This window comes from Glaciecola sp. MF2-115 (assembly GCF_047250385.1).
Lineage (GTDB): Bacteria > Pseudomonadota > Gammaproteobacteria > Enterobacterales > Alteromonadaceae > Glaciecola.
This window is the reverse complement of the sequence record NZ_JBLBVM010000053.1, coordinates 198,255-217,280: the sequence shown is the minus strand read 5'-3', so window position 1 is coordinate 217,280 and position 19,026 is coordinate 198,255. Positions and strand designations below refer to the sequence as shown.

At 41.5% G+C, this 19,026-nt stretch carries 14 protein-coding genes and 5 tRNA genes; 7 read left to right on the top strand and 12 right to left on the bottom strand.

The genetic code is table 11. From position 1 onward, the window contains the following. Positions 1-46: 46 nt before the first annotated feature. Complete coding sequence (murJ, locus tag ACKLNX_RS11900; RefSeq protein ID WP_412972510.1) at positions 47-1,570, bottom strand: murein biosynthesis integral membrane protein MurJ; 1,524 nt, start codon at positions 1,568-1,570, stop codon at positions 47-49. Positions 1,571-2,060: 490 nt separating this feature from the next. Between murJ and rpsT the strand changes: the two genes are divergently transcribed. After that, positions 2,061-2,321, top strand: a complete 261-nt coding sequence (gene rpsT, locus ACKLNX_RS11895) for a 30S ribosomal protein S20 (RefSeq protein ID WP_411694908.1) — start codon at positions 2,061-2,063, stop codon at positions 2,319-2,321. 499 nt (positions 2,322-2,820) lie between these two features. On the opposite strand, the gene ACKLNX_RS11890 is transcribed toward rpsT, so the two are convergent. From ACKLNX_RS11890 to ACKLNX_RS11840, 11 genes are all read right to left on the bottom strand, one after another. Continuing rightward, on the bottom strand, positions 2,821-4,713 hold the full coding sequence (locus ACKLNX_RS11890) for a SurA N-terminal domain-containing protein (RefSeq protein ID WP_412972509.1): 1,893 nt from the start codon (positions 4,711-4,713) through the stop codon (positions 2,821-2,823). Positions 4,714-4,909: 196 nt separating this feature from the next. Continuing rightward, a complete protein-coding gene (gene hupB / locus ACKLNX_RS11885) occupies positions 4,910-5,182 on the bottom strand; it encodes a nucleoid-associated protein HU-beta (protein ID WP_411694910.1) in 273 nt (90 codons plus the stop codon). Between the two features lie 297 nt (positions 5,183-5,479). Next, the gene (lon, locus tag ACKLNX_RS11880; protein ID WP_412972508.1) at positions 5,480-7,828 is read right to left on the bottom strand and encodes an endopeptidase La; all 2,349 of its coding nucleotides are present in this window, start codon (positions 7,826-7,828) and stop codon (positions 5,480-5,482) included. Positions 7,829-7,986: 158 nt separating this feature from the next. Then, positions 7,987-9,264 (bottom strand): ATP-dependent protease ATP-binding subunit ClpX, encoded by a 1,278-nt coding sequence (gene clpX, locus ACKLNX_RS11875; protein WP_412972507.1) that lies wholly within the window; start codon positions 9,262-9,264, stop codon positions 7,987-7,989. Between the two features lie 100 nt (positions 9,265-9,364). Beyond that, complete coding sequence (gene clpP, locus ACKLNX_RS11870) at positions 9,365-9,997, bottom strand: ATP-dependent Clp endopeptidase proteolytic subunit ClpP (protein WP_412972506.1); 633 nt, start codon at positions 9,995-9,997, stop codon at positions 9,365-9,367. Between the two features lie 96 nt (positions 9,998-10,093). Beyond that, a complete protein-coding gene (tig, locus tag ACKLNX_RS11865) occupies positions 10,094-11,398 on the bottom strand; it encodes a trigger factor (protein WP_412972505.1) in 1,305 nt (434 codons plus the stop codon). Between the two features lie 826 nt (positions 11,399-12,224). Next, positions 12,225-12,301: transfer RNA gene (locus tag ACKLNX_RS11860), tRNA-Pro, on the bottom strand. 35 nt (positions 12,302-12,336) lie between these two features. After that, positions 12,337-12,421 (bottom strand) — tRNA-Leu (locus ACKLNX_RS11855). A gap of 75 nt (positions 12,422-12,496) precedes the next feature. Further along, positions 12,497-12,572, bottom strand: a tRNA-His gene (locus tag ACKLNX_RS11850). A gap of 41 nt (positions 12,573-12,613) precedes the next feature. Beyond that, a tRNA-Arg gene (locus tag ACKLNX_RS11845) sits at positions 12,614-12,690 on the bottom strand. A gap of 20 nt (positions 12,691-12,710) precedes the next feature. Beyond that, a tRNA-Pro gene (locus tag ACKLNX_RS11840) sits at positions 12,711-12,787 on the bottom strand. Between the two features lie 199 nt (positions 12,788-12,986). On the opposite strand from ACKLNX_RS11840, the gene folD reads away from it, so the two are divergent. The 6 genes from folD to ACKLNX_RS11810 all read left to right on the top strand — a co-directional run bounded on the left by folD (position 12,987) and on the right by ACKLNX_RS11810 (position 19,008). Continuing rightward, entirely contained in the window at positions 12,987-13,874 is an 888-nt protein-coding gene (folD, locus tag ACKLNX_RS11835) for a bifunctional methylenetetrahydrofolate dehydrogenase/methenyltetrahydrofolate cyclohydrolase FolD (RefSeq protein ID WP_411694915.1), read from the top strand. Position 13,875: 1 nt separating this feature from the next. Next, complete coding sequence (locus tag ACKLNX_RS11830) at positions 13,876-14,424, top strand: DUF1415 domain-containing protein (protein WP_412972504.1); 549 nt, start codon at positions 13,876-13,878, stop codon at positions 14,422-14,424. Next, positions 14,408-15,154, top strand: a complete 747-nt coding sequence (tsaA, locus tag ACKLNX_RS11825; RefSeq protein ID WP_412972503.1) for a tRNA (N6-threonylcarbamoyladenosine(37)-N6)-methyltransferase TrmO — start codon at positions 14,408-14,410, stop codon at positions 15,152-15,154. The genes ACKLNX_RS11830 and tsaA overlap by 17 nt, the downstream gene beginning before the upstream one ends. Positions 15,155-15,338: 184 nt before the next feature. Continuing rightward, complete coding sequence (locus ACKLNX_RS11820; RefSeq protein ID WP_412972502.1) at positions 15,339-17,048, top strand: proline--tRNA ligase; 1,710 nt, start codon at positions 15,339-15,341, stop codon at positions 17,046-17,048. Positions 17,049-17,083: 35 nt separating this feature from the next. Then, positions 17,084-17,938, top strand: a complete 855-nt coding sequence (locus ACKLNX_RS11815) for an MBL fold metallo-hydrolase (RefSeq protein ID WP_411694922.1) — start codon at positions 17,084-17,086, stop codon at positions 17,936-17,938. 50 nt (positions 17,939-17,988) lie between these two features. Then, a complete protein-coding gene (locus ACKLNX_RS11810; protein WP_412972501.1) occupies positions 17,989-19,008 on the top strand; it encodes a phospholipase A in 1,020 nt (339 codons plus the stop codon). Positions 19,009-19,026 lie beyond the last annotated feature (18 nt).

Here is a 19,026-nt window from a genome sequence, read left to right as displayed (position 1 = left end):
ACCGCAGAGTGAATACCAATGATTATAAGGCGACCAAACACTTTTTTTAGGCTGATTTGAAGATTTTAAGATGCCTTGGTCGAATTCCGACCAATAGTAAGCTAGTCGCAAAGACGCTAAGCCCCAAAGCAACCAAAGCAACTAACATATAAATGCGCTCTAGTAATAAGGCAGAATCCCAAACAAAAGTCTCGTTTAACAGAAAAATAGATAAGCCCATTAACGCTGAAGACACAAATACCCTCACATTGAAAACAAGTGTATCTCGGCTCATTTTATAAATGCCTGTTTTGTGCAAACGCTGATACAGCAAGATTGCATTTAAGGTACCCGACAAGGCGGTTGCCAGTGCTAAACCAACATAGCCAAATGGAATTGCCAAAATCAGGTTAAATAGCATATTACAGACCATCGTAATGATGCCGTACTTAACTGGTGTTTTTGTGTCCTGTCTGGAATAAAACGCTGGAGCTAAGATCTTGATTAACATGAAGCTAAGAAGACCACTTCCATAAGCCATTAAGCTATATGATGCCATTCGAGCATCATTTAAACTAAATTCACCGCGTTGGAAAATAACCATCAATAAGGGCTCTGCAATAAGCACCAAAGCTACTGCTGCAGGAATACCTAACAGGCAAATAATTTTAAAGGCCCAGTCAAGATTTGCAGTGAAGGCTCTCGGATCTTTGGCTACATGATTTCTTGAGAGCGCTGGTAAAATAACCGTAGCAATTGCGATACCGAACAAGCCAAGTGGGAACTCAAGAAGTCGGTCGCTATAATACAACCAGCTAATAGAACCCGTTAAATCTAGGAAGGTTGCAATAAGCGTGTCGAGGAGCAAATTGATTTGACTAACTGACACCCCAAACAAAGCTGGGATCATTAAAGTTCTCACCTTCGTTACGTTCGGATCCCGCCATCCCCATTTCGGTCGTTGCAGCAATCCCGCCCGATATAAGAATGGTAGTTGGAAGCCCAACTGAGCAATACCACCAAAAAACACCCCCCAAGCTAGCGCATATGCTGGCTCGTCTAAGAGAGGCCCAAGAAACAAAGCGCATATAATAATGCTAATGTTCAGCAATACTGGTGTGAAAGCAGCGACTGCGAACTTATTTAAGGTATTTAGAACTGCACCGACTAAACCTGCCAGCGAAATGAAAAATATATAAGGAAATGTAATTTTTAACATTGAGGAAGCGAGCACAAAATTTTCTGCTTTTTCACCGTCGTTTAGGTAATCAATAAACCAACCACCACCGAACAATGCGGCTAGCACTGGGGAAAATATGACACCAAATATTGCAGTGATAAAAACGATGGCACCCAGGGTTCCAGACACCTTCGCTACAAAATCTTGCATGGTTGCTTCGTCGTCTAGCGACTTAACTTCAGTGAGGACCGGTACAAAGGCTTGAGCGAATGCACCCTCCGCGAAAAGGCGACGCAAAAAATTCGGAATTTTATTTGCAAAGAAAAACACATCAGCGGCAGCCCCTGCTCCTAAAAAGTTAGCAACAACAACGTCGCGCACCAAACCGAGTACCCTCGATATTAATGTCATTGAGCTGACGACAATCCCTGATTTTAACATCGACTTTGTTTCACCCTGCGTTATTATTCTTTGTTATGCTTTTACACTATGTGCTTTGTACTCTGCGAGCTTTGTGAACTGCATGCTCCAAGTTATTTAATTTACAATTAATAAGTACTCTCATCAGATTCAATTTTGCTAATGAATCATAACTATGTTTATTCAATTGCCGCTATTTAATTGTTCCAACAGACAGCTTTGCGAATTCCGTTACCAGTTGCATGAGCTACGCTAGGTATAATCGCACTAATCACCCGATAGTCGCAATAATTCATTGCTCATTGCACAAATAACGTTCGCATTTAACACTTGAGGTAACTTTTAAGAAGCACCGAGTGCTTGAGATCCGACTATTTAGCTTATTTTTCGTATTTAAGCGCCAATTTAATTGACAGGGGCTTTTAAAAACTGGATAATCCGCACCCTCAATTTTGACATGAATTTATTTAGGAGTTACACCTTGGCTAACATTAAGTCTGCTAAGAAACGTGCAATTCAAGCTGAGAAGCGTCGCCAGCATAATGCAAGCCGTCGCTCCATGACTCGTACGTGCATCAAAAAAGTACTCGCCGCTATTGAAGCTGGTGATAAAGCAGCCGCTCAAGAAGCATTTACAGCAGCTGTACCTGTTTTAGACCGCATGGCAACGAAAGGCCTTATTCACAAGAATAAAGCAGCTCGTCATAAGAGTCGTCTAAACGCACAAGTTAACGCGCTTTAAGTTTATCCTTATAAGCCGGTTTGTAGTCGAAGCCTACTAGGTAGAAAACTACAAATTCAAATTCAAAAAACGCCTTTGGGCGTTTTTTTTTGCTTGCAAGAAAAGTATTCGCTAGCGTGATATATTAAATTGGGAGTGAGCTTATACTCAGCTATTCTTGTATAAGAAGACATTAGCTCACACCTTACAAAATGCTAATATACGTATCACCAGAATAAACGAAACAATGGAGTAATACTGATTGTTTAAGTTCCTATTTTTAATCCCTATCGTACTTTGCCTATTTTGGGTTGTGTATTTGCGCTCCTCCGGCTATTCACTAGCCCAAGGTAAGCAGGGCTTCATATACATTATTGTCATTTCAGGAACAATCTTAGTGGCAATGTCAGCCATCATGTTTATCTTATAAGCATAAAAAAGCCCCATAATCGCTTATACGTTTATGGGGCTTTGAGATATTTCCTTTCAATTCATACTTTACTGAATTGAGTAAGAATGACTACCTATTGATAATTTCAATATCTGCTTCGCTTTTCAAAGCTTCAATGAAGTTATCATAAGCAATACGACTTTCATTATTTGCTAGGCCAGTTTTACCCGCTAACAAGTCTTCTGGCTTCACTTCAGATACAGTTTGAACTGAGTCTAAAATAACCAAGCCAACGTTGCCAGAGTTAAGCTTCACAACACTTGCATTTTGCTGTGCTGCTGGACTTAACTCAAAAATCGCTTTGTTCATTTCAAATGGTACTTCGCCACCGAAACGAGGAAGATTTTCAATAGTCTTAAACTCTAGTGACTTTTCAGCTAGAAGCTCATCTACGGACTCACCTGCTAAGATCTTAGTTTTAACACCTTCAGCCCAATCAACGGCTGCTTGCTGTGTTTTCTCTGCCGTTAGTTGATTCACAATACTCGCTTTAACTTCTTCTAGCGCTTTTGTTCTTTGCGGCTTATGGTCTGCAACTCTAACAACCATAATTTTTTCATCACCAATTTTAAGAACATCGCTATTCTCGGCACGCTCTACTAGCTCAGGACTAAACGCAACGTTTTTCACTTGTGGGTAGTCTACTGACGCTGGATAGTTATTAGCCTCAAAGAATGCGGTATCGATTACTGGTCTATCGGTCACTTCTGATACTCGCTGTAAGCTATCAATTTGTTCGAACGCAGCGCTCGCTACTTCTTCCTGTAGACCGAAGAACGTATCCAAAGCCTTGTCTTTCAGCAGCGTTGCAGTCAACTCTTCTTTCACATCTTCAAACGGCGTTGTTACAACTGGTTTTAATTCTGTCAATTTTACGATGTGGTAACCAAATTCTGTTTCCACAATATCAGAAATGTCACCAGCAGCCTTCAAACCAAAAGCGGCTTCTTCAAATGACTCACTCCAGTCGCCTTTTACGATAAAGTCTAAATCACCACCCATTTCAGCACTAATTGGGTCGGCAGAGCGCTCAGCGGCAATAGCAGCAAAGTCAGCACCTGGTGCTTTAACCAATGCTAATACTTCCAAAGCAGTTTCTTTCGCTTTAGTCGCATCATCACCGAACTCTATCAAGATATGAGAAACACGACGCTCTTCTATTGTTTGGTAAGCGCCGATATTTTCATTGTAGTTTGCTAGTACTTCTTCTTCCGTCACACTTTCATTTGCTAACAAGTCATCAACTGAGAGAGTTACGTATGAAAGCTTTACCTGTTCTTGCGTGTCGAAAAAGTTCAGATTTGCTTGGTAGTATTCTTCAACTTCTTCATCGGATACCGTGACATCAGCTGTAAAGTTGGACGCACCAATTTCAAGCGTACGGGCTGTTCTAGTTTGCTGTTGTAAACGCAATACCGCAGCCACTTCATCCTCAAGACTGAAACTTGAGCCGGTAATAACGTTGCTTAATTGCTCACTAGTCATTTGCTGACGTAAATAGTCTCTGAAGCTTGCCGGTGTAAAATTCTGTCGACCAATAACGGCTTTGAAAGTATCGTTATCAAATTGGCCAGCCAATTTAAATGCATCTATTTCAAAAATGGTTTGTTTAATTTGCTCTGTACTTACTCTAAGTCCAATCTCTTCAGCTTTTTGCTCAATTAATTTTTCTGAAATTAATTGTTGCAGCACCTGTTCTTTGAATCCTTGCAAATAAGCTTCATCGGCAAACCTAGCTGCGGCAGATTCTCCAAGTTGAGACTCCATCGTACGTCGCTGGTTTTGATAAGCCGCTTCGACTTGAGTCAGCGTAATTTCTTCGCCGTTCACTGTCGCCGCTGCTTGCGAAGATGAAGAGCCTAAATAGCTCCCCACGCCTGTAACTGCGAAACTAATAATGATCAAGCCAACGATAGTCATGGCTAAAGGACCTTGGGAGCCCTCTCTAATTCTTTCTAACATGAGTTAAAACAACCTTGTAATACAAACTTTTATGTTGCAACCAAATGCATGATTGCGCCGCTTAATACGCTTTTTTAGGCCGAGTATTATACCCATAGAATGGAGCTTACGCGAATATTAAGGGGCTTTTTTGAATAATAAAAATAAAAAAGGCGATGGACTAGCCATCGCCTTTTTAAACTAAAACTAAAAATGCTTAGTTAACAGCGTCTTTCAATGCTTTACCAGCTTTGAATGAAGGTACTTTAGCAGCAGCAATCTGGATAGTCTCACCAGTTTGTGGGTTGCGACCGCTACGCGCAGCGCGCTCACGAACTGAGAATGTACCGAAACCGACAAGTGCTACTTGATCGCCATCTTTAAGTGCAGTAGTTACTGCGTCAGTGAAAGCATCTAATGCACGACCTGCAGCAGCTTTAGAAATATCTGCGCTAGCAGCAATTGTATCGATTAGTTGAGACTTGTTCACAATATGATCCCCTTTTGTTTTTTTATTATATTGCTCAATGCAAAATTATATTGTCTAAAAGTTATAACAATCTCGAAGTAGAACTTCAAGCAATGATTAACAATTTTTTAACTTCCTAGTAAATCGCTTGCTATCCCTTTCGTGACAAGGCATTAAGCGAGTACAGAGCTTAAGGTAGCACAACTAACGGACTTGTGAAGCCCTAATATTTAAAAAAAGTAAAAAAATTGTGTTTTTTTCAAAGAAATAGCCTGTTTTTTACACATTAGGCAAGACTTCAAAAAATTCTTTCCCAAATTAGTTCAAAATTTCAACCGCTTCAATGGGCGATTCTAGTGCAATATTCAGCACTTCATCAATCCATTGGACCGGATAAATATTAAGATCACCAATTACATTCTTAGGAATTTCTTCTAAATCACGCTCATTATCTTTAGGAATAATGACCGTTTTTATTCCACCGCGATGCGCCGCTAAGAGCTTTTCTTTTAAACCGCCAATGGCTAAAACTTCACCTCTCAAGGTAATTTCACCCGTCATGGCCACATCACATTTAACAGGGTTACCGGTTAATGACGAAACTAATGCAGTACACATTCCGATACCAGCGCTTGGCCCATCTTTAGGTGTTGCGCCCTCTGGCACATGCACATGAATATCACGTTTTTCATGGAAATCGTTGTTGATACGCAGCTTTTCAGCACGAGAACGAACAACCGTCATAGCAGTTTTGATTGACTCCTGCATTACGTCACCTAATGAGCCTGTAAAGGTTGTTTTGCCTTTACCCGGTACAGAAGTTGTCTCAATTGTTAGCAAATCGCCACCAACTTGAGTCCAAGCTAAACCTGTTACTTGCCCAATTTGATTGTTCTTATCGGCTTTTCCGTAGTCATATCGCTGAACACCAAGGTATTCTTTTAGATTCTCTTGGTTCACTACAACCGCTTTCGCACCTTTATTTAACAAAATGTGTTTAACGGCCTTTCTACAAATCTTAGAAATCTCGCGCTCTAAGCTTCGTACACCAGCTTCACGCGTGTAGTAGCGAATAATACCGATAATTGCTGAGTCTTCTATTACTAATTCTTTCTCTTTTAGACCGTTGCGAGAAATTTGCTTACCAATTAAATGGCGCGTGGCAATATTTAACTTTTCATCTTCTGTATAACCAGCGAGTCTGATCACTTCCATTCTGTCTAGCAGTGGACCTGGAATATTCATGCTATTCGATGTTGCCACAAACATGACATCCGAAAGGTCATAATCAACTTCTAAGTAGTGGTCGCTAAAGCTTGAGTTTTGCTCAGGATCTAGCACTTCTAATAATGCTGAAGATGGATCGCCTCGCATATCAGATGACATTTTGTCAATTTCATCCAAGAGGAATAGTGGGTTCTTAACGCCAACTTTCGACATTTTCTGGATTAGCTTACCTGGCAAAGAACCGATATAAGTGCGTCGATGACCTCTAATTTCAGCTTCATCTCTGACGCCACCCAAAGCCATTCTCACATACTTACGCCCAGTTGCAGCCGCAATTGATTGGCCAAGAGAGGTTTTACCAACGCCTGGAGGACCCACTAAACAAAGTATCGGCCCCTTCAGTTTTTTGACGCGTTGTTGAACCGCTAAATACTCTAGAATGCGTTCTTTTACTTTCTCTAAACCATAATGATCGTTATCAAGTACTTCTTCAGCTTTGCCTAAATCTTTCTTAACCGCACTACGCTTATGCCATGGCACAGACGTTAGCCACTCGATATAGCTTCTCACAACAGTTGCTTCAGCAGACATCGGAGACATCATCTTCAATTTATTGAGTTCGGCGTCGGCCTTGTCTTTAGCGTCTTTAGGCATTTTCGCCTCATTGATCTTTTTAGCTAAAGCTTCGAACTCATCTGGCGCTTCATCCATCTCACCAAGTTCTTTTTGGATCGCTTTCATCTGTTCGTTGAGATAATACTCGCGCTGACTTTTTTCCATCTGCTTTTTAACGCGTGTTCTAATCTTCTTCTCAACTTGAAGTAAATCGATTTCGCCTTCCATTAAAGCCATTAAGTATTCTAAACGCTCAACAATTGCGTTCATCTCTAATACTTTCTGCTTCTCAGCGAGTTTCAGCGGCATATGTGCTGCCATTGTATCTGCAAGCCTTGCCGCATCTTCAATACCGTTTAATGAAGTTAATACTTCAGGCGGTATTTTTTTATTCAGTTTTACATAGCCTTCAAACTGAGAAACAGCAGAACGTATCAACACTTCCTGCTCAGTTTCGTCTAAGGTTTCAGCTTCAACAGACAGGATTTCACCTGTGAAGAATGGGTTAACATCGAGATATTTCTCAATTTTACCGCGCACATTACCTTCCACGAGTACTTTGACAGTACCGTCTGGTAATTTAAGGAGCTGCAGTATTGTTGCGACGGTACCCACTTGATAAATATCATCTTCTGATGGTTCATCAATGCCCGCGTCTTTTTGGGCAACTAAGAATATCTGCTTGTCGTTATCCATCGCAGCTTCTAAACATTGGATAGATTTTTCTCTCCCGACAAACAGCGGGATAACCATATGGGGATAAACGACCACATCACGCAATGCCAAGATTGGCATCGTTCTGAGATTATTGAGCTCAGTTGTCATATTTCTCTCTTGTTTTTACTCTTGCTTGTTTATATGGGGCTTTGCCAGCAAAGTTCAAATCATTATTCGAAAAAAAACGATATTTAATGAAAAAAAAAGCTGAGAGTCAGTTCCGATGGTTCTGTCTTCTCAGCTTTTACTATCTTAAACGCAGCGTTTTATTCTGATGCTGCTTTTTTGTCTTGTGCATTATCGTATATTAGTAATGGCTTAGACTCACCTTTGATAACGGCTTCATCAATCACAACTTTACTCACGTTTGGCATAGAGGGCAAATCGTACATCGTGTCTAGCAATACTGCTTCAACGATTGAACGCAATCCACGTGCGCCGGTCTTCCGATTCATAGCTTTGGTTGCGATAGCATGCAAAGCATCGTCACGGAATTCCAACTCAGTTTCCTCAAGAGCAAATAGCGCACCATACTGTTTCGTAATGGCATTCTTTGGCTCTTTCAAAATTTGAATAAGTGCATCTTCGTTAAGCTCTTCAAGACTCGTAACAACAGGCAGTCGACCGATGAACTCAGGAATGAGGCCGTACTTAACAAGATCTTCAGGCTCTACTTCTTTGAATAATTGGCTGATTGCCTTTTTGTCTGCAGATGACTTAACTTCTGCGCCAAAACCAATACCAGCACCTTTTGCAATTCTTTGTTCAATGACTTTATCCAAGCCAGCAAACGCACCACCACATATAAACAAGATTTTAGACGTATCGACTTGCAAAAACTCTTGTTGAGGGTGTTTTCTTCCGCCCTGCGGTGGAACAGAAGCAATTGTACCTTCAATTAACTTCAACAAAGCTTGCTGAACACCTTCACCCGAAACATCTCTGGTAATCGAAGGGTTGTCTGATTTACGTGAAATTTTATCAATTTCATCGATATAGACTATGCCGCGCTGCGCCTTTTCTGGATCATAATCACATTTCTGTAATAGCTTCTGAATGATGTTTTCAACATCTTCACCAACATAACCAGCTTCGGTTAAGGTTGTTGCATCAGCCATAGTGAAAGGCACGTCGAGCAAGCGTGCTAAGGTCTCGGCTAGTAATGTTTTACCACTACCTGTTGGACCGATTAACAGAATATTACTTTTACCTAATTCAACACCATCATGAACATCATTATTACGTAAACGTTTGTAATGGTTGTATACCGCGACTGCTAATACTTTTTTAGCATGCTCTTGACCGATAACGTAATCATCGAGGTGTGTGTGAATTTCGCTTGGTGTAGGTAACGCATCAGTCTTCTGCTTGGGTGAAATCTCTTTGATTTCTTCGCGGATGATATCGTTACACAGCTCAACGCATTCATCACAAATGAATACGCTTGGGCCCGCAATTAATTTTCGAACTTCATGTTGGCTTTTACCACAAAACGAGCAATACAGTAATTTGCTGTCGCCGTCTTTATCATGGTCATCACTCATAAACTATGCCTTTTCGTTCTTACCCGTGCTTGGGTTTTAATATGACTCGCAAAATGAAGGAGAGTGCGAGTCATTAACTTCTTAATACTTACTATGGCGATTAATCTGCGTTTTTCAATACTTCTGCACGATTAGCCATTACTGCATCAACCAATCCATAATCGACTGATTCTTGTGCGCTTAGGAAATTATCACGATCAGTGTCTTTTGCCACTTTTTCGTAATCTTGCCCAGTGTGCTCAGCCATTAGCCTATTCATTTTCTCTTTAATAGACAGGATTTCTTTAGCATGAATTTCAAAATCAGATGCCTGACCTTGAAAACCGCCTAATGGTTGATGAATCATAACACGTGCATTAGGCAAACAATAACGCTTTCCTTTTGCGCCGGCTGAAAGCAAGAATGCTCCCATACTTGCCGCTTGTCCAATACAGACTGTGCTTACATCAGGTTTGATAAAGTTCATAGTATCATATATTGCCATTCCCGCAGTGACTGAGCCACCTGGAGAGTTGATATATAAGAAAATATCTTTATCTGGGTTTTCGGCTTCCAAGAATAGCATTTGAGCAACAATTAAGTTTGCCATGTGGTCTTCAACTTGACCCACCATAAAAATGACATTCTCTTTTAATAGGCGCGAGTAGATATCATAAGAGCGCTCACCACGAGCTGTTTGCTCGATAACCATAGGAACTAATGCGCTTTGTGGTTCTGTTATTATATTTGTCATAATTCTCTTAATAGAAAGTCTTCATAAAAAAAATGCCCGGTTAGTCCGAGCATTTAATCAGTTGATGACCTGTTAAGTCAATTGTTGAAGAACAATTTACGCTTTTTTGTTCATGATTTCGTCAAAAGCTTTTTTAACTTCTTTCACTTTTGCTTTTTCAAGAATCACTTCAATAGCTTGCTCTTCTAGTGCTAAGTTTTGCATTTGTTGCTTCAACTCGGCATTTGACTGGTAATACTCAATCACTTCTTGAGGATCTTCGTAAGCAGATGCTGCAGTTTCAATTAACTGAGATACCTTAGCTTCGTCTGCCTCTAATTTGTTTTCTTTGATCACTTCACCAAGCAACAAACCAATGCTTACACGACGCTTAGCATTGTCTGTGAACAAATCGGCAGGCAATTCAGGAACTTCACCGCCTTGGCCTTGTTGTTCAAAACGTTGTTTTGCTTGTTGACGCAATGCATCAATCTCTTGGTCAACTAGTGATTGTGGTAAATCTAGTTCGTTATTCTCTAACAAACCAGCAATCACGTTTTCTTTTACTGTCGCTTTCAAAGTTTGGTCTAGTTCACGCTGCATGTTTTTCTTAACTTCAGCTTTAAGCGCTTCAACACCGCCCTCTTCCACACCGAACAGTTTAGAGAACTCATCGTCAACTTTTGGTAAGTCTAAGCCTTCAACTTTAGTCACAGTAATTGCGAAAGATGCCGCTTTACCTTTCAACGCTTCAGCATGATAGTCTTCTGGGAATGTTACTTCAGAAACAACTTCATCACCTTTTTTAGCGCCAACTAATGGCTTTTCGAAACCTGGGATCATACGACCTTTACCAAGTTCTAATGGGAAATCTTCAGCTTTTCCGCCGTCGAACTCTTCACCATCAATAGTACCAACAAAGTTAATTGTTACTTTGTCGTCTTTCTTCGCTTTACGCTTAACTTCTTTCCATGATGCGTGCTGTGTTTGCAACGTTGTCATCATAGTGTCTAAGTCTTTATCAGTAATTTCTACTACCGGCTTCTCGACTTTAATTTTATCAAGACCAGCAACTTTAACTTCCGGGTAAACTTCGAAAGTAGCAACAAACTCAAGATCTTCACCATCAACATCTTTAGTTAAATCGAAAGTAGGCATGCCCGCTGGCGTGATTTGCTCTTTCATTATCGCTTCGTAGAAATGGCGCTGCATAACATCGCCAGCCACTTCTTGACGAACTGCCTGACCGAAACGCTTCTTGATAACGCTTACTGGAACTTTACCTGGGCGAAAACCGTTAATACGTTGTGTTTTTGCTAATTGTTGTAAACGTGCTTTAACAGCGGTATCTACAGAATCTGCAGAAACGGTAATAGTAAGACGGCGTTCTAAACCTTGAGTCGTCTCGACTGACACTTGCATTGTTCTACCTCAACTTGCGCTTCATTGCGCTTTACATGATTCAACACTCTATAAGGCTGACGCCATCGTGTTGCCGAATATGGACTGCATAACAGACCACATGAGTTTAAAAAAGGACGCGGAATTATACAGAGAGGAACAGGCAGAGTCGAGTCATTACGGGCAATAAATGTAAATTAATTGCTGTATTTGCAACATATGTACAAAAATCAGCTCCTTGAGTGTTGAAATTATCCCTTTGTTCGTTTTTCACAATCCAATAGTAACTTCTCACATATCAGAAGCTAGCTTCTAACGTTCCTATAGTAGGCTTCTCCAAAGCCGGTTGTTGGGGGCCGACATCATCCAGACAAGCCCCTGTGATAAAAAGTCGCTTCGAGCCCATCCCTGGGTCGCTCGGCAATCGGCGTCCTGCCGATTGACGCTTTTTATCACAGGGGCTTGTCTGGATGCTGTCTACTTTTGTGGGCTTTTTGAGTGGGGCTAATTGATACACAACAAATCGAGAAGCAGTGAGGCGAGCTGTCCACAGAAAAATGTAGGTAATATTCATAAAGAACCCCCATTAAAAAGTGTCAATCGGCAGGGACGCCGATTGCCAAGCGTCCCAGGGATGGGCTCACAGCGACTTTTTAATGGGGGTTCTTTATGAATGTTGCCGTTAAACATTTTACGTGGGCAGCTCGCCTCACTGCTTCGGCCCCAAACAACCATGCCTGTTCGAAGACAAATAGTTTACCTAACAACAAATTTTGAATTTTGAATTTTGAATTTTGAGCAGTATGATCTGATTGAAGCGCAATGATGAAACGATTGATTCAAAAGATGGTCGGTGAGATAGGATTCGAACCTACGACCCCCTGGACCCAAACCAGGTGCGCTACCAAGCTGCGCCACTCACCGACATTTTACTTTTTTATGTGTGGATACACATTAGATGGTGCGGAAGGAGAGACTTGAACTCTCACGCCGTGAAGCACTGGAACCTAAATCCAGCGTGTCTACCAATTCCACCACTCCCGCGAACTATTCCTTGCTAAAGGTGCCATGAGCTCGATGTTGCGCGTTGACCAGTCAACATCAAACTTGGCGAAAAAGTGGGGTGGACGATGGGGTTTGAACCCACGACCGCTGGAATCACAATCCAGAGCTCTACCAACTGAGCTACGCCCACCACTGTTTCACTTAAAACTTGCATCATCTGCTTGACTCGCATGGCGCGTCCGGCAGGATTCGAACCTGCGACCACCCGCTTAGAAGGCGGGTGCTCTATCCAACTGAGCTACGGACGCTCTTCGAATCATGAAGCAAATGGTCGGTGAGATAGGATTCGAACCTACGACCCCCTGGACCCAAACCAGGTGCGCTACCAAGCTGCGCCACTCACCGAAATCGTAGTAGTAGTTCCTACCGCTACGGGGGGCGCATATTACCGACTTGCCCCTGTATCGTCAAACACTTTTTACAATGATTTCGAGTTTTTTTTTAGTTGCTTAAAAAGCAGACAACTTGAATCTTTAAGAGTGTCTTTTAATGTTCTATTTTATTACACTACACACATCGCAATATTGCTACAAAAGAATAATCAATGACTGCCCATTTAATAGACGGTAAAAAAATTGCCAAACATGTAAGAGATAACGTTCATGCTTACGTTGACACACTAAAAGAAGCTAACCGCAGGATGCCAGGTTTAGCCGTGGTTTTAGTGGGAAGTAACGAAGCATCGAAAGTTTATGTCAGCAATAAGACGAAAGCCTGTGAAGAGGTTGGGTTTGTCTCTAAGTCATTCAATCTGTCTAACGATACCTCAGAAGACCAGCTACTCGCTTTAGTCGACGAGTTAAATGCAGATGGCACAATAGATGGTATTTTGGTGCAGCTGCCCTTACCTGCCGGTTTAAATGCAGAGAAAGTATTAGAGCGAATTCATCCGCACAAGGATGTCGATGGCTTTCACCCATACAATATAGGCCGACTAGCTCAGAGAATGCCGGCACTTCGCCCTTGCACGCCGAAGGGTATCATGACCATGATTGAAGCCACCAAACGTCCGGTAAAAGGATTAGACGCGGTTATCGTTGGGGCATCGAACATTGTGGGTAGACCAATGGGTTTGGAACTATTACTCGCAGGTTGCACTGTCACAACGTGTCACAAGTTCACCAAACAACTAAAAGAACATGTTATGCGCGCCGACTTACTTGTTGTTGCAGTAGGCAAACCACACTTCATTCCAGGTGAATGGGTAAAGGAAGGCGCGATTGTGATTGATGTAGGTATAAATCGCTTAGACAACGGAAAACTTACCGGTGATGTGGATTTTGAAGTTGCAAAAGAACGCGCTGATTGGATCACACCCGTTCCCGGTGGCGTCGGCCCAATGACTGTAGCAAGTTTGATCGAGAATACACTTGAAGCCTACGTTAAATTTCATAGCCACAATTCAAAAATCAAAAATGTAGAAGCGAAATAAGATGACCAGCCAAAGTGCAATTGAGCAAACATTAAACTGGGTTGATAAAGTTATCATTGGTGAGAATTTTTGCCCCTTTGCGCGAAAAGAAAGGGAAAGTGATCGCATCCGAACTGTTGTCACGGAAGAAACTGACAACGCACAGATTCTTCAAGCCTTACTCGACGAAATGGAATTGCTTGAAAACAAAAGTGAGATTGAAACGACGCTGTTGATTATTAATAAGGGTGTAAAAGATTTCTTCGATTATTTGGACCTTGTTGATTTAGCCAACCGCTTAATTAAACAAGAGGATTTTGAAGGTATTTTCCAGTTAGCCACCTTCCATCCTGATTATTTATTCGCAGACGCGCCAGCAGATGCAACAAGTCATTTTACCAATCGTTCACCATTTCCAATGTTGCATATTATTCGAGAAGAAAGTTTAGAGAAGGCGCTAGAGACTTTTCCGAATCCTGAGAATATTCCCGTCCGCAACATAAAGCACGCCGAAAAATTAGGAAAAGCCTTCTTTCAAAAGCTACTTAGTCCAAATGACCAATCAAAGTAACGAAGGTCAGAAATCCAGTGACTTTGATCGAGTTGAGGTGTTTGAATTTCGCTCTATAGGTCTTATTTCAACCCCCTTCAACCAAAAGTTTGGGATCCCAAGACAGTCTCAGTCGTTAAGCAAAGCAAAGGGTCTAATTAAGTTTTCAGCTGATATAAACCCACAGAACGCATGTCGAGGTTTGGATGCTTTTTCGCACTTGTGGATTAGCTTTATATTCCATAAAAATAAAACGGGTGCTTGGAAAGACACGGTCCGACCGCCAAGGTTGGGCGGCAATGAGAAGGTAGGCGTTTTTGCAAGTAGAAGTACTTTCAGACCTAATCCACTAGGGCTTTCGGTAGTCAAAAATCTAGGCTTGAATGCAAATAATGAATTGGTAGTTGAAGGTGTCGATATGCTCGACAAAACCCCTATTATCGATATTAAACCTTATATCGAATATGCAGATAGCATCCCAAATGCCCACTCCGGCTTTGCGCAATGCGCGCCTGAAATAAGCATGGAACTTGAGTATTCAACAGCAGCAAAAGCTAAGATTCACTCATTGGCACAAGTCTACTCAGATTTTGAAGCACTACTGATCAACATTTTGGAACAAGACCCGCGTCCCGCTTACAAAAGTGACAAACTAGATGACAAAGTATATTCAGTTTTAATTTATAACTGCGATGTAAGGTGGCAAGTACGGGACAATATAAACTTCATCATTGATATTGAGGTGGCTTAGCTAATTTTTGCCGTAAGGAGTGATGAATCGAAAACGAAGTCACAAGCTTGGCTGAAATAGTGAAATAAATAAAACTTTCTGCATTTTCTGCTTTGTTGCCACTCTGTCCACTGCTAAACTCACCGATTACATTTAATTTAGTCTCTGACATCGTTAGAAAAAACTTCAAGGTCACAGAAACACCATGCGTACCTCTCAATATTTACTTGCTACTCAGAAAGAAACACCAGCTGAAGCTGAAGTCATTAGTCATCAACTCATGCTGCGTGCCGGCATGGTTCGTAAGCTTGCCTCTGGCTTATACAACTGGCTTCCGACCGGATTGAGAGTCTTGAATAAAGTTGCCGCGATTGTCAGAGATGAGATGAATAAAGCGGGTGCGATCGAAATTTCGATGCCCGTTGTGCAGCCTGGAGATTTATGGGAAGAATCAGGTCGCTGGGAAGACTATGGTCCTGAATTACTGCGAATTAAAGACCGTCAGAATAGAGACTTTGTATTAGGTCCAACTCACGAAGAAGTTGTGACCAGCTTGGTGAAGAATGAAGTGAGCAGTTACAAACAATTGCCACTTAACCTATACCAAATTCAAACCAAATTTCGTGATGAAATGCGCCCTAGGTTCGGTATCATGCGTAGTCGAGAATTCATTATGAAAGATGCCTACTCTTTCCATATTGATGCGCAAAGTCTCGACGAAACCTACCAAGTGATGCATCAAGCATATTGTAATATTTTCGAACGTATTGGCTTGGGATATCGTCCCGTCATTGCAGACTCTGGCTCGATTGGCGGTGCGGTATCTCATGAGTTTCACGTACTTGCTGACTCTGGAGAAGATGATATCGCCTACAGTGATACCTCTGATTACGCAGCAAACGTAGAATTAGCAGAGGCAGTGGCTTTAGGTGAAGCTGCTGAAGGCTCTGCACCACTTACTTTAGTTGATACACCTGACGCTAAAACGATTCCTAAAGTGGCTGCTTTACTTGGTTGTGATGTGAAACAGACAGTGAAAACATTGATTGTAAAAGCTGATGAAGAATCTGAACATGAATTCGTCGCTCTTATATTGCGTGGTGATCACAACTTAAATGAAATAAAGGCTGAAAAACTAACGCTTGTTGCATCCCCACTGCAGATGGCGGACGAAGCTGCTGTAAAAGCAAAATTAAATTGTGGCTTTGGCTCCCTAGGTCCAGTAGATCTCGGAATTCCTGTTATAGTTGACCGCAGTGCGCATACAAGTTCTGACTTTGTCTGTGGCGCGAATCAGGAAGCTAAACACTTTACCGGAGCAAACTGGCAAAGAGACGTGAAGGAGTTCGATGTTGCAGATTTGCGCAACGTGATAGCAGGCGACCCATCACCTGATGGCCAAGGTACTTTAGCAATCACCAAAGGCATAGAAGTTGGCCACATATTCCAACTGGGTGATAAATACTCTAAAGCGATGAATTGCGGCGTGTTAACTGAAACTGGTAAGCATGATGTGCTGCAAATGGGTTGCTACGGCATTGGTGTGACACGAATTGTTGCTGCTGCTATAGAGCAGAATCATGATAAATACGGGATTATCTGGCCAGAAAGTATTGCGCCATTCAGTGTCGTCATAATTCCTATGAATATGCACAAATCTCCACGCATCAAAGAAGTTGCTGAAAAACTATACAAAGACATATCTGACGCGGGTATCGAGGTCTTATTTGACGATAGAAAAGAACGTCCAGGTGTTATGTTTAATGATATGGAATTGATTGGCATACCTAATAGCATTGTAATTGGCGAGCGTAATCTAGATAATCAGCAGGTAGAAGTAAAAAATAGAAAATCGGGTGAAAAAAGCTTGTTAGACGTCGATAGCGTGCTTGAGTACATCAAAAATTTAGGCTAAACGTTTTATGAATTGCAACTTATGAAGATCAGCTTATGAAGATCACTTTTTGTGGAGTTCGCGGCTCTACCCCAGCACCCGGCGCCGAATTCGTGCGTTATGGTGGCAACACTGCATGTGTGCATGTCGAACTCGACGATGCTACTGATATCGTGCTGGATGCAGGAACTGGTATACGCGAACTCGGCAAAAAATTAGCAGGCAAAAAAACACCTGTGTATATTCTTCTGAGTCACAATCATTGGGATCATATCCAAGGATTCCCCTTCTTCATTCCTATATACCAACCAAATCGCGACATTATTATCACGCCTGGACTCACTGACTTGAAGCAACCAGAGGCCGTTTTAGATCAAATGACAGGTTCTTACTTCCCTGTGCATAAAAATGATCTTGCAGCGTCAATAAGAGTCGAACCTCGTGCTGTTCCAGCAGATAAAGATGAGGATGATGAATGGTACGTTAGTAATGCACTTGTTGGACGATTGAAGATGAATCATCCTGGCGGTGGCAGTTGTTATACCATCAAAGAGAATGGGCATAAGTTAGCGTATATCACGGACAATGAGTTATATCCTCCATACCGAAAACAAACTGATTTTATGGAGTTTGTGCAATTTGCGAAAGGTGCTGATATTTTAATTCACGACGCTCAATATTTAGTGTCTGACATGCCAGCAAAATCAGGTTGGGGCCATAGTGTTGCTGAAGAAGCAGTCAAATTGGCCATGGCCTGTAATGTGAAACAACTCGCACTCTACAGTCACGATCCTGAACGAACTGACGATGATATCGACGAAATTATCGCTCATTGCAACTCGGTTATTGAACAAGGTGGCATGGATTTGATTTGTTTTGGCGCTAGAGAAGGCCAAACCATCGTACTGTAAGCAATTTCAGTGTATCATTTCGGAAAAATAAATCCGAAAAGGCCTTCCGTTTGAATCTAGTTCGTACATCACTTCTTTGTTCACTTGTTTATAGTCTCACTTTTACAAACCTCTTACTCGCTCAAGAAGCTAATAAAGAGACGATTCAGGAAGCTACGCAAAAACCTAAGCAAGATAACACTCCCCCACCAATAAACGACCCTGGCTTACTAATGTCTGTAAAACAAGTAGTCAGAGAGGCCAATGATAGTAAGCAAACCACAGTCTCTATTCTCGACAAACGTGTAAAAAGCGTTAAAGAATCGAACGTAAATCCATTTTCGATCTCGCAATACAGACAAAACTACCTGTTGCCGGCTACTTATATAAAAGCACCGAATCCAATCAGTGTTGATGGTTTAACGGAAGAAACCATAGATAAATTCGAGGCGAAATACCAAATTAGTGTGAATATGCCTCTATATCTGCAAGATGATGATGCTAGTGGCGTGTTCTTCGGAATGACATTAGTCTCGTTTTGGCAAGTATATAATGATGAAACCTCAAAACCGTTTCGAGAAAATAATTATGAGCCAGAAGTATATTACCAATGGCAAACGGACTGGGATATTCTCGGGTATCGGTTTAATCAGTTTAATATTGGTTTGAACCATCAATCAAATGGACAAAGTGGCCTCAAATCAAGAAGCTGGAACCGAATATATGCGACGGCTATTTTTAGTGACATCAACTCATTTTACTACGTCAAAACTTGGGTCAGATTACCGGAGGAAGATAAAGCGTTCGAGCTAGATCCAACAGGTGACGACAATCCAGATATCACAGACTATATCGGTCGCGCTGAGTTTGGCTATGGCTTCGATTTTGGCAAGGTAAATATTTTAGCCAAAATAACGAACAACCTCTCCTTTGACAAGAACCGTGGAAGCATTGAACTGAATTTGACTTACCCTATTAATAAAAGATATGACTGGTTGTTACAGTACTTCAATGGTTACGGTGACTCGCTCATTGATTACAACAGACATCAACAGCGCATTGGCCTTGGCATTCAATTAAAATTATTTTAAGTAATTTTGATCTTTGCT

What these genes read in the sequence shown, in the direction of transcription:
- clpX (WP_412972507.1), bottom strand. Translation starts at nt 9,264, where the DNA reads ATGAGTGATGACCATGATAAAGACGGCGACAGCAAATTACTGTATTGC.
- ACKLNX_RS11815 (WP_411694922.1), top strand. Translation starts at nt 17,084, where the DNA reads ATGAAGATCACTTTTTGTGGAGTTCGCGGCTCTACCCCAGCACCCGGC.
- tsaA (WP_412972503.1), top strand. Translation starts at nt 14,408, where the DNA reads ATGACCAATCAAAGTAACGAAGGTCAGAAATCCAGTGACTTTGATCGA.
- tig (WP_412972505.1), bottom strand. Translation starts at nt 11,398, where the DNA reads ATGCAAGTGTCAGTCGAGACGACTCAAGGTTTAGAACGCCGTCTTACT.
- murJ (WP_412972510.1), bottom strand. Translation starts at nt 1,570, where the DNA reads ATGACATTAATATCGAGGGTACTCGGTTTGGTGCGCGACGTTGTTGTT.
- folD (WP_411694915.1), top strand. Translation starts at nt 12,987, where the DNA reads ATGACTGCCCATTTAATAGACGGTAAAAAAATTGCCAAACATGTAAGA.
- ACKLNX_RS11820 (WP_412972502.1), top strand. Translation starts at nt 15,339, where the DNA reads ATGCGTACCTCTCAATATTTACTTGCTACTCAGAAAGAAACACCAGCT.
- lon (WP_412972508.1), bottom strand. Translation starts at nt 7,828, where the DNA reads ATGACAACTGAGCTCAATAATCTCAGAACGATGCCAATCTTGGCATTG.
- ACKLNX_RS11830 (WP_412972504.1), top strand. Translation starts at nt 13,876, where the DNA reads ATGACCAGCCAAAGTGCAATTGAGCAAACATTAAACTGGGTTGATAAA.
- clpP (WP_412972506.1), bottom strand. Translation starts at nt 9,997, where the DNA reads ATGACAAATATAATAACAGAACCACAAAGCGCATTAGTTCCTATGGTT.
- ACKLNX_RS11890 (WP_412972509.1), bottom strand. Translation starts at nt 4,713, where the DNA reads ATGTTAGAAAGAATTAGAGAGGGCTCCCAAGGTCCTTTAGCCATGACT.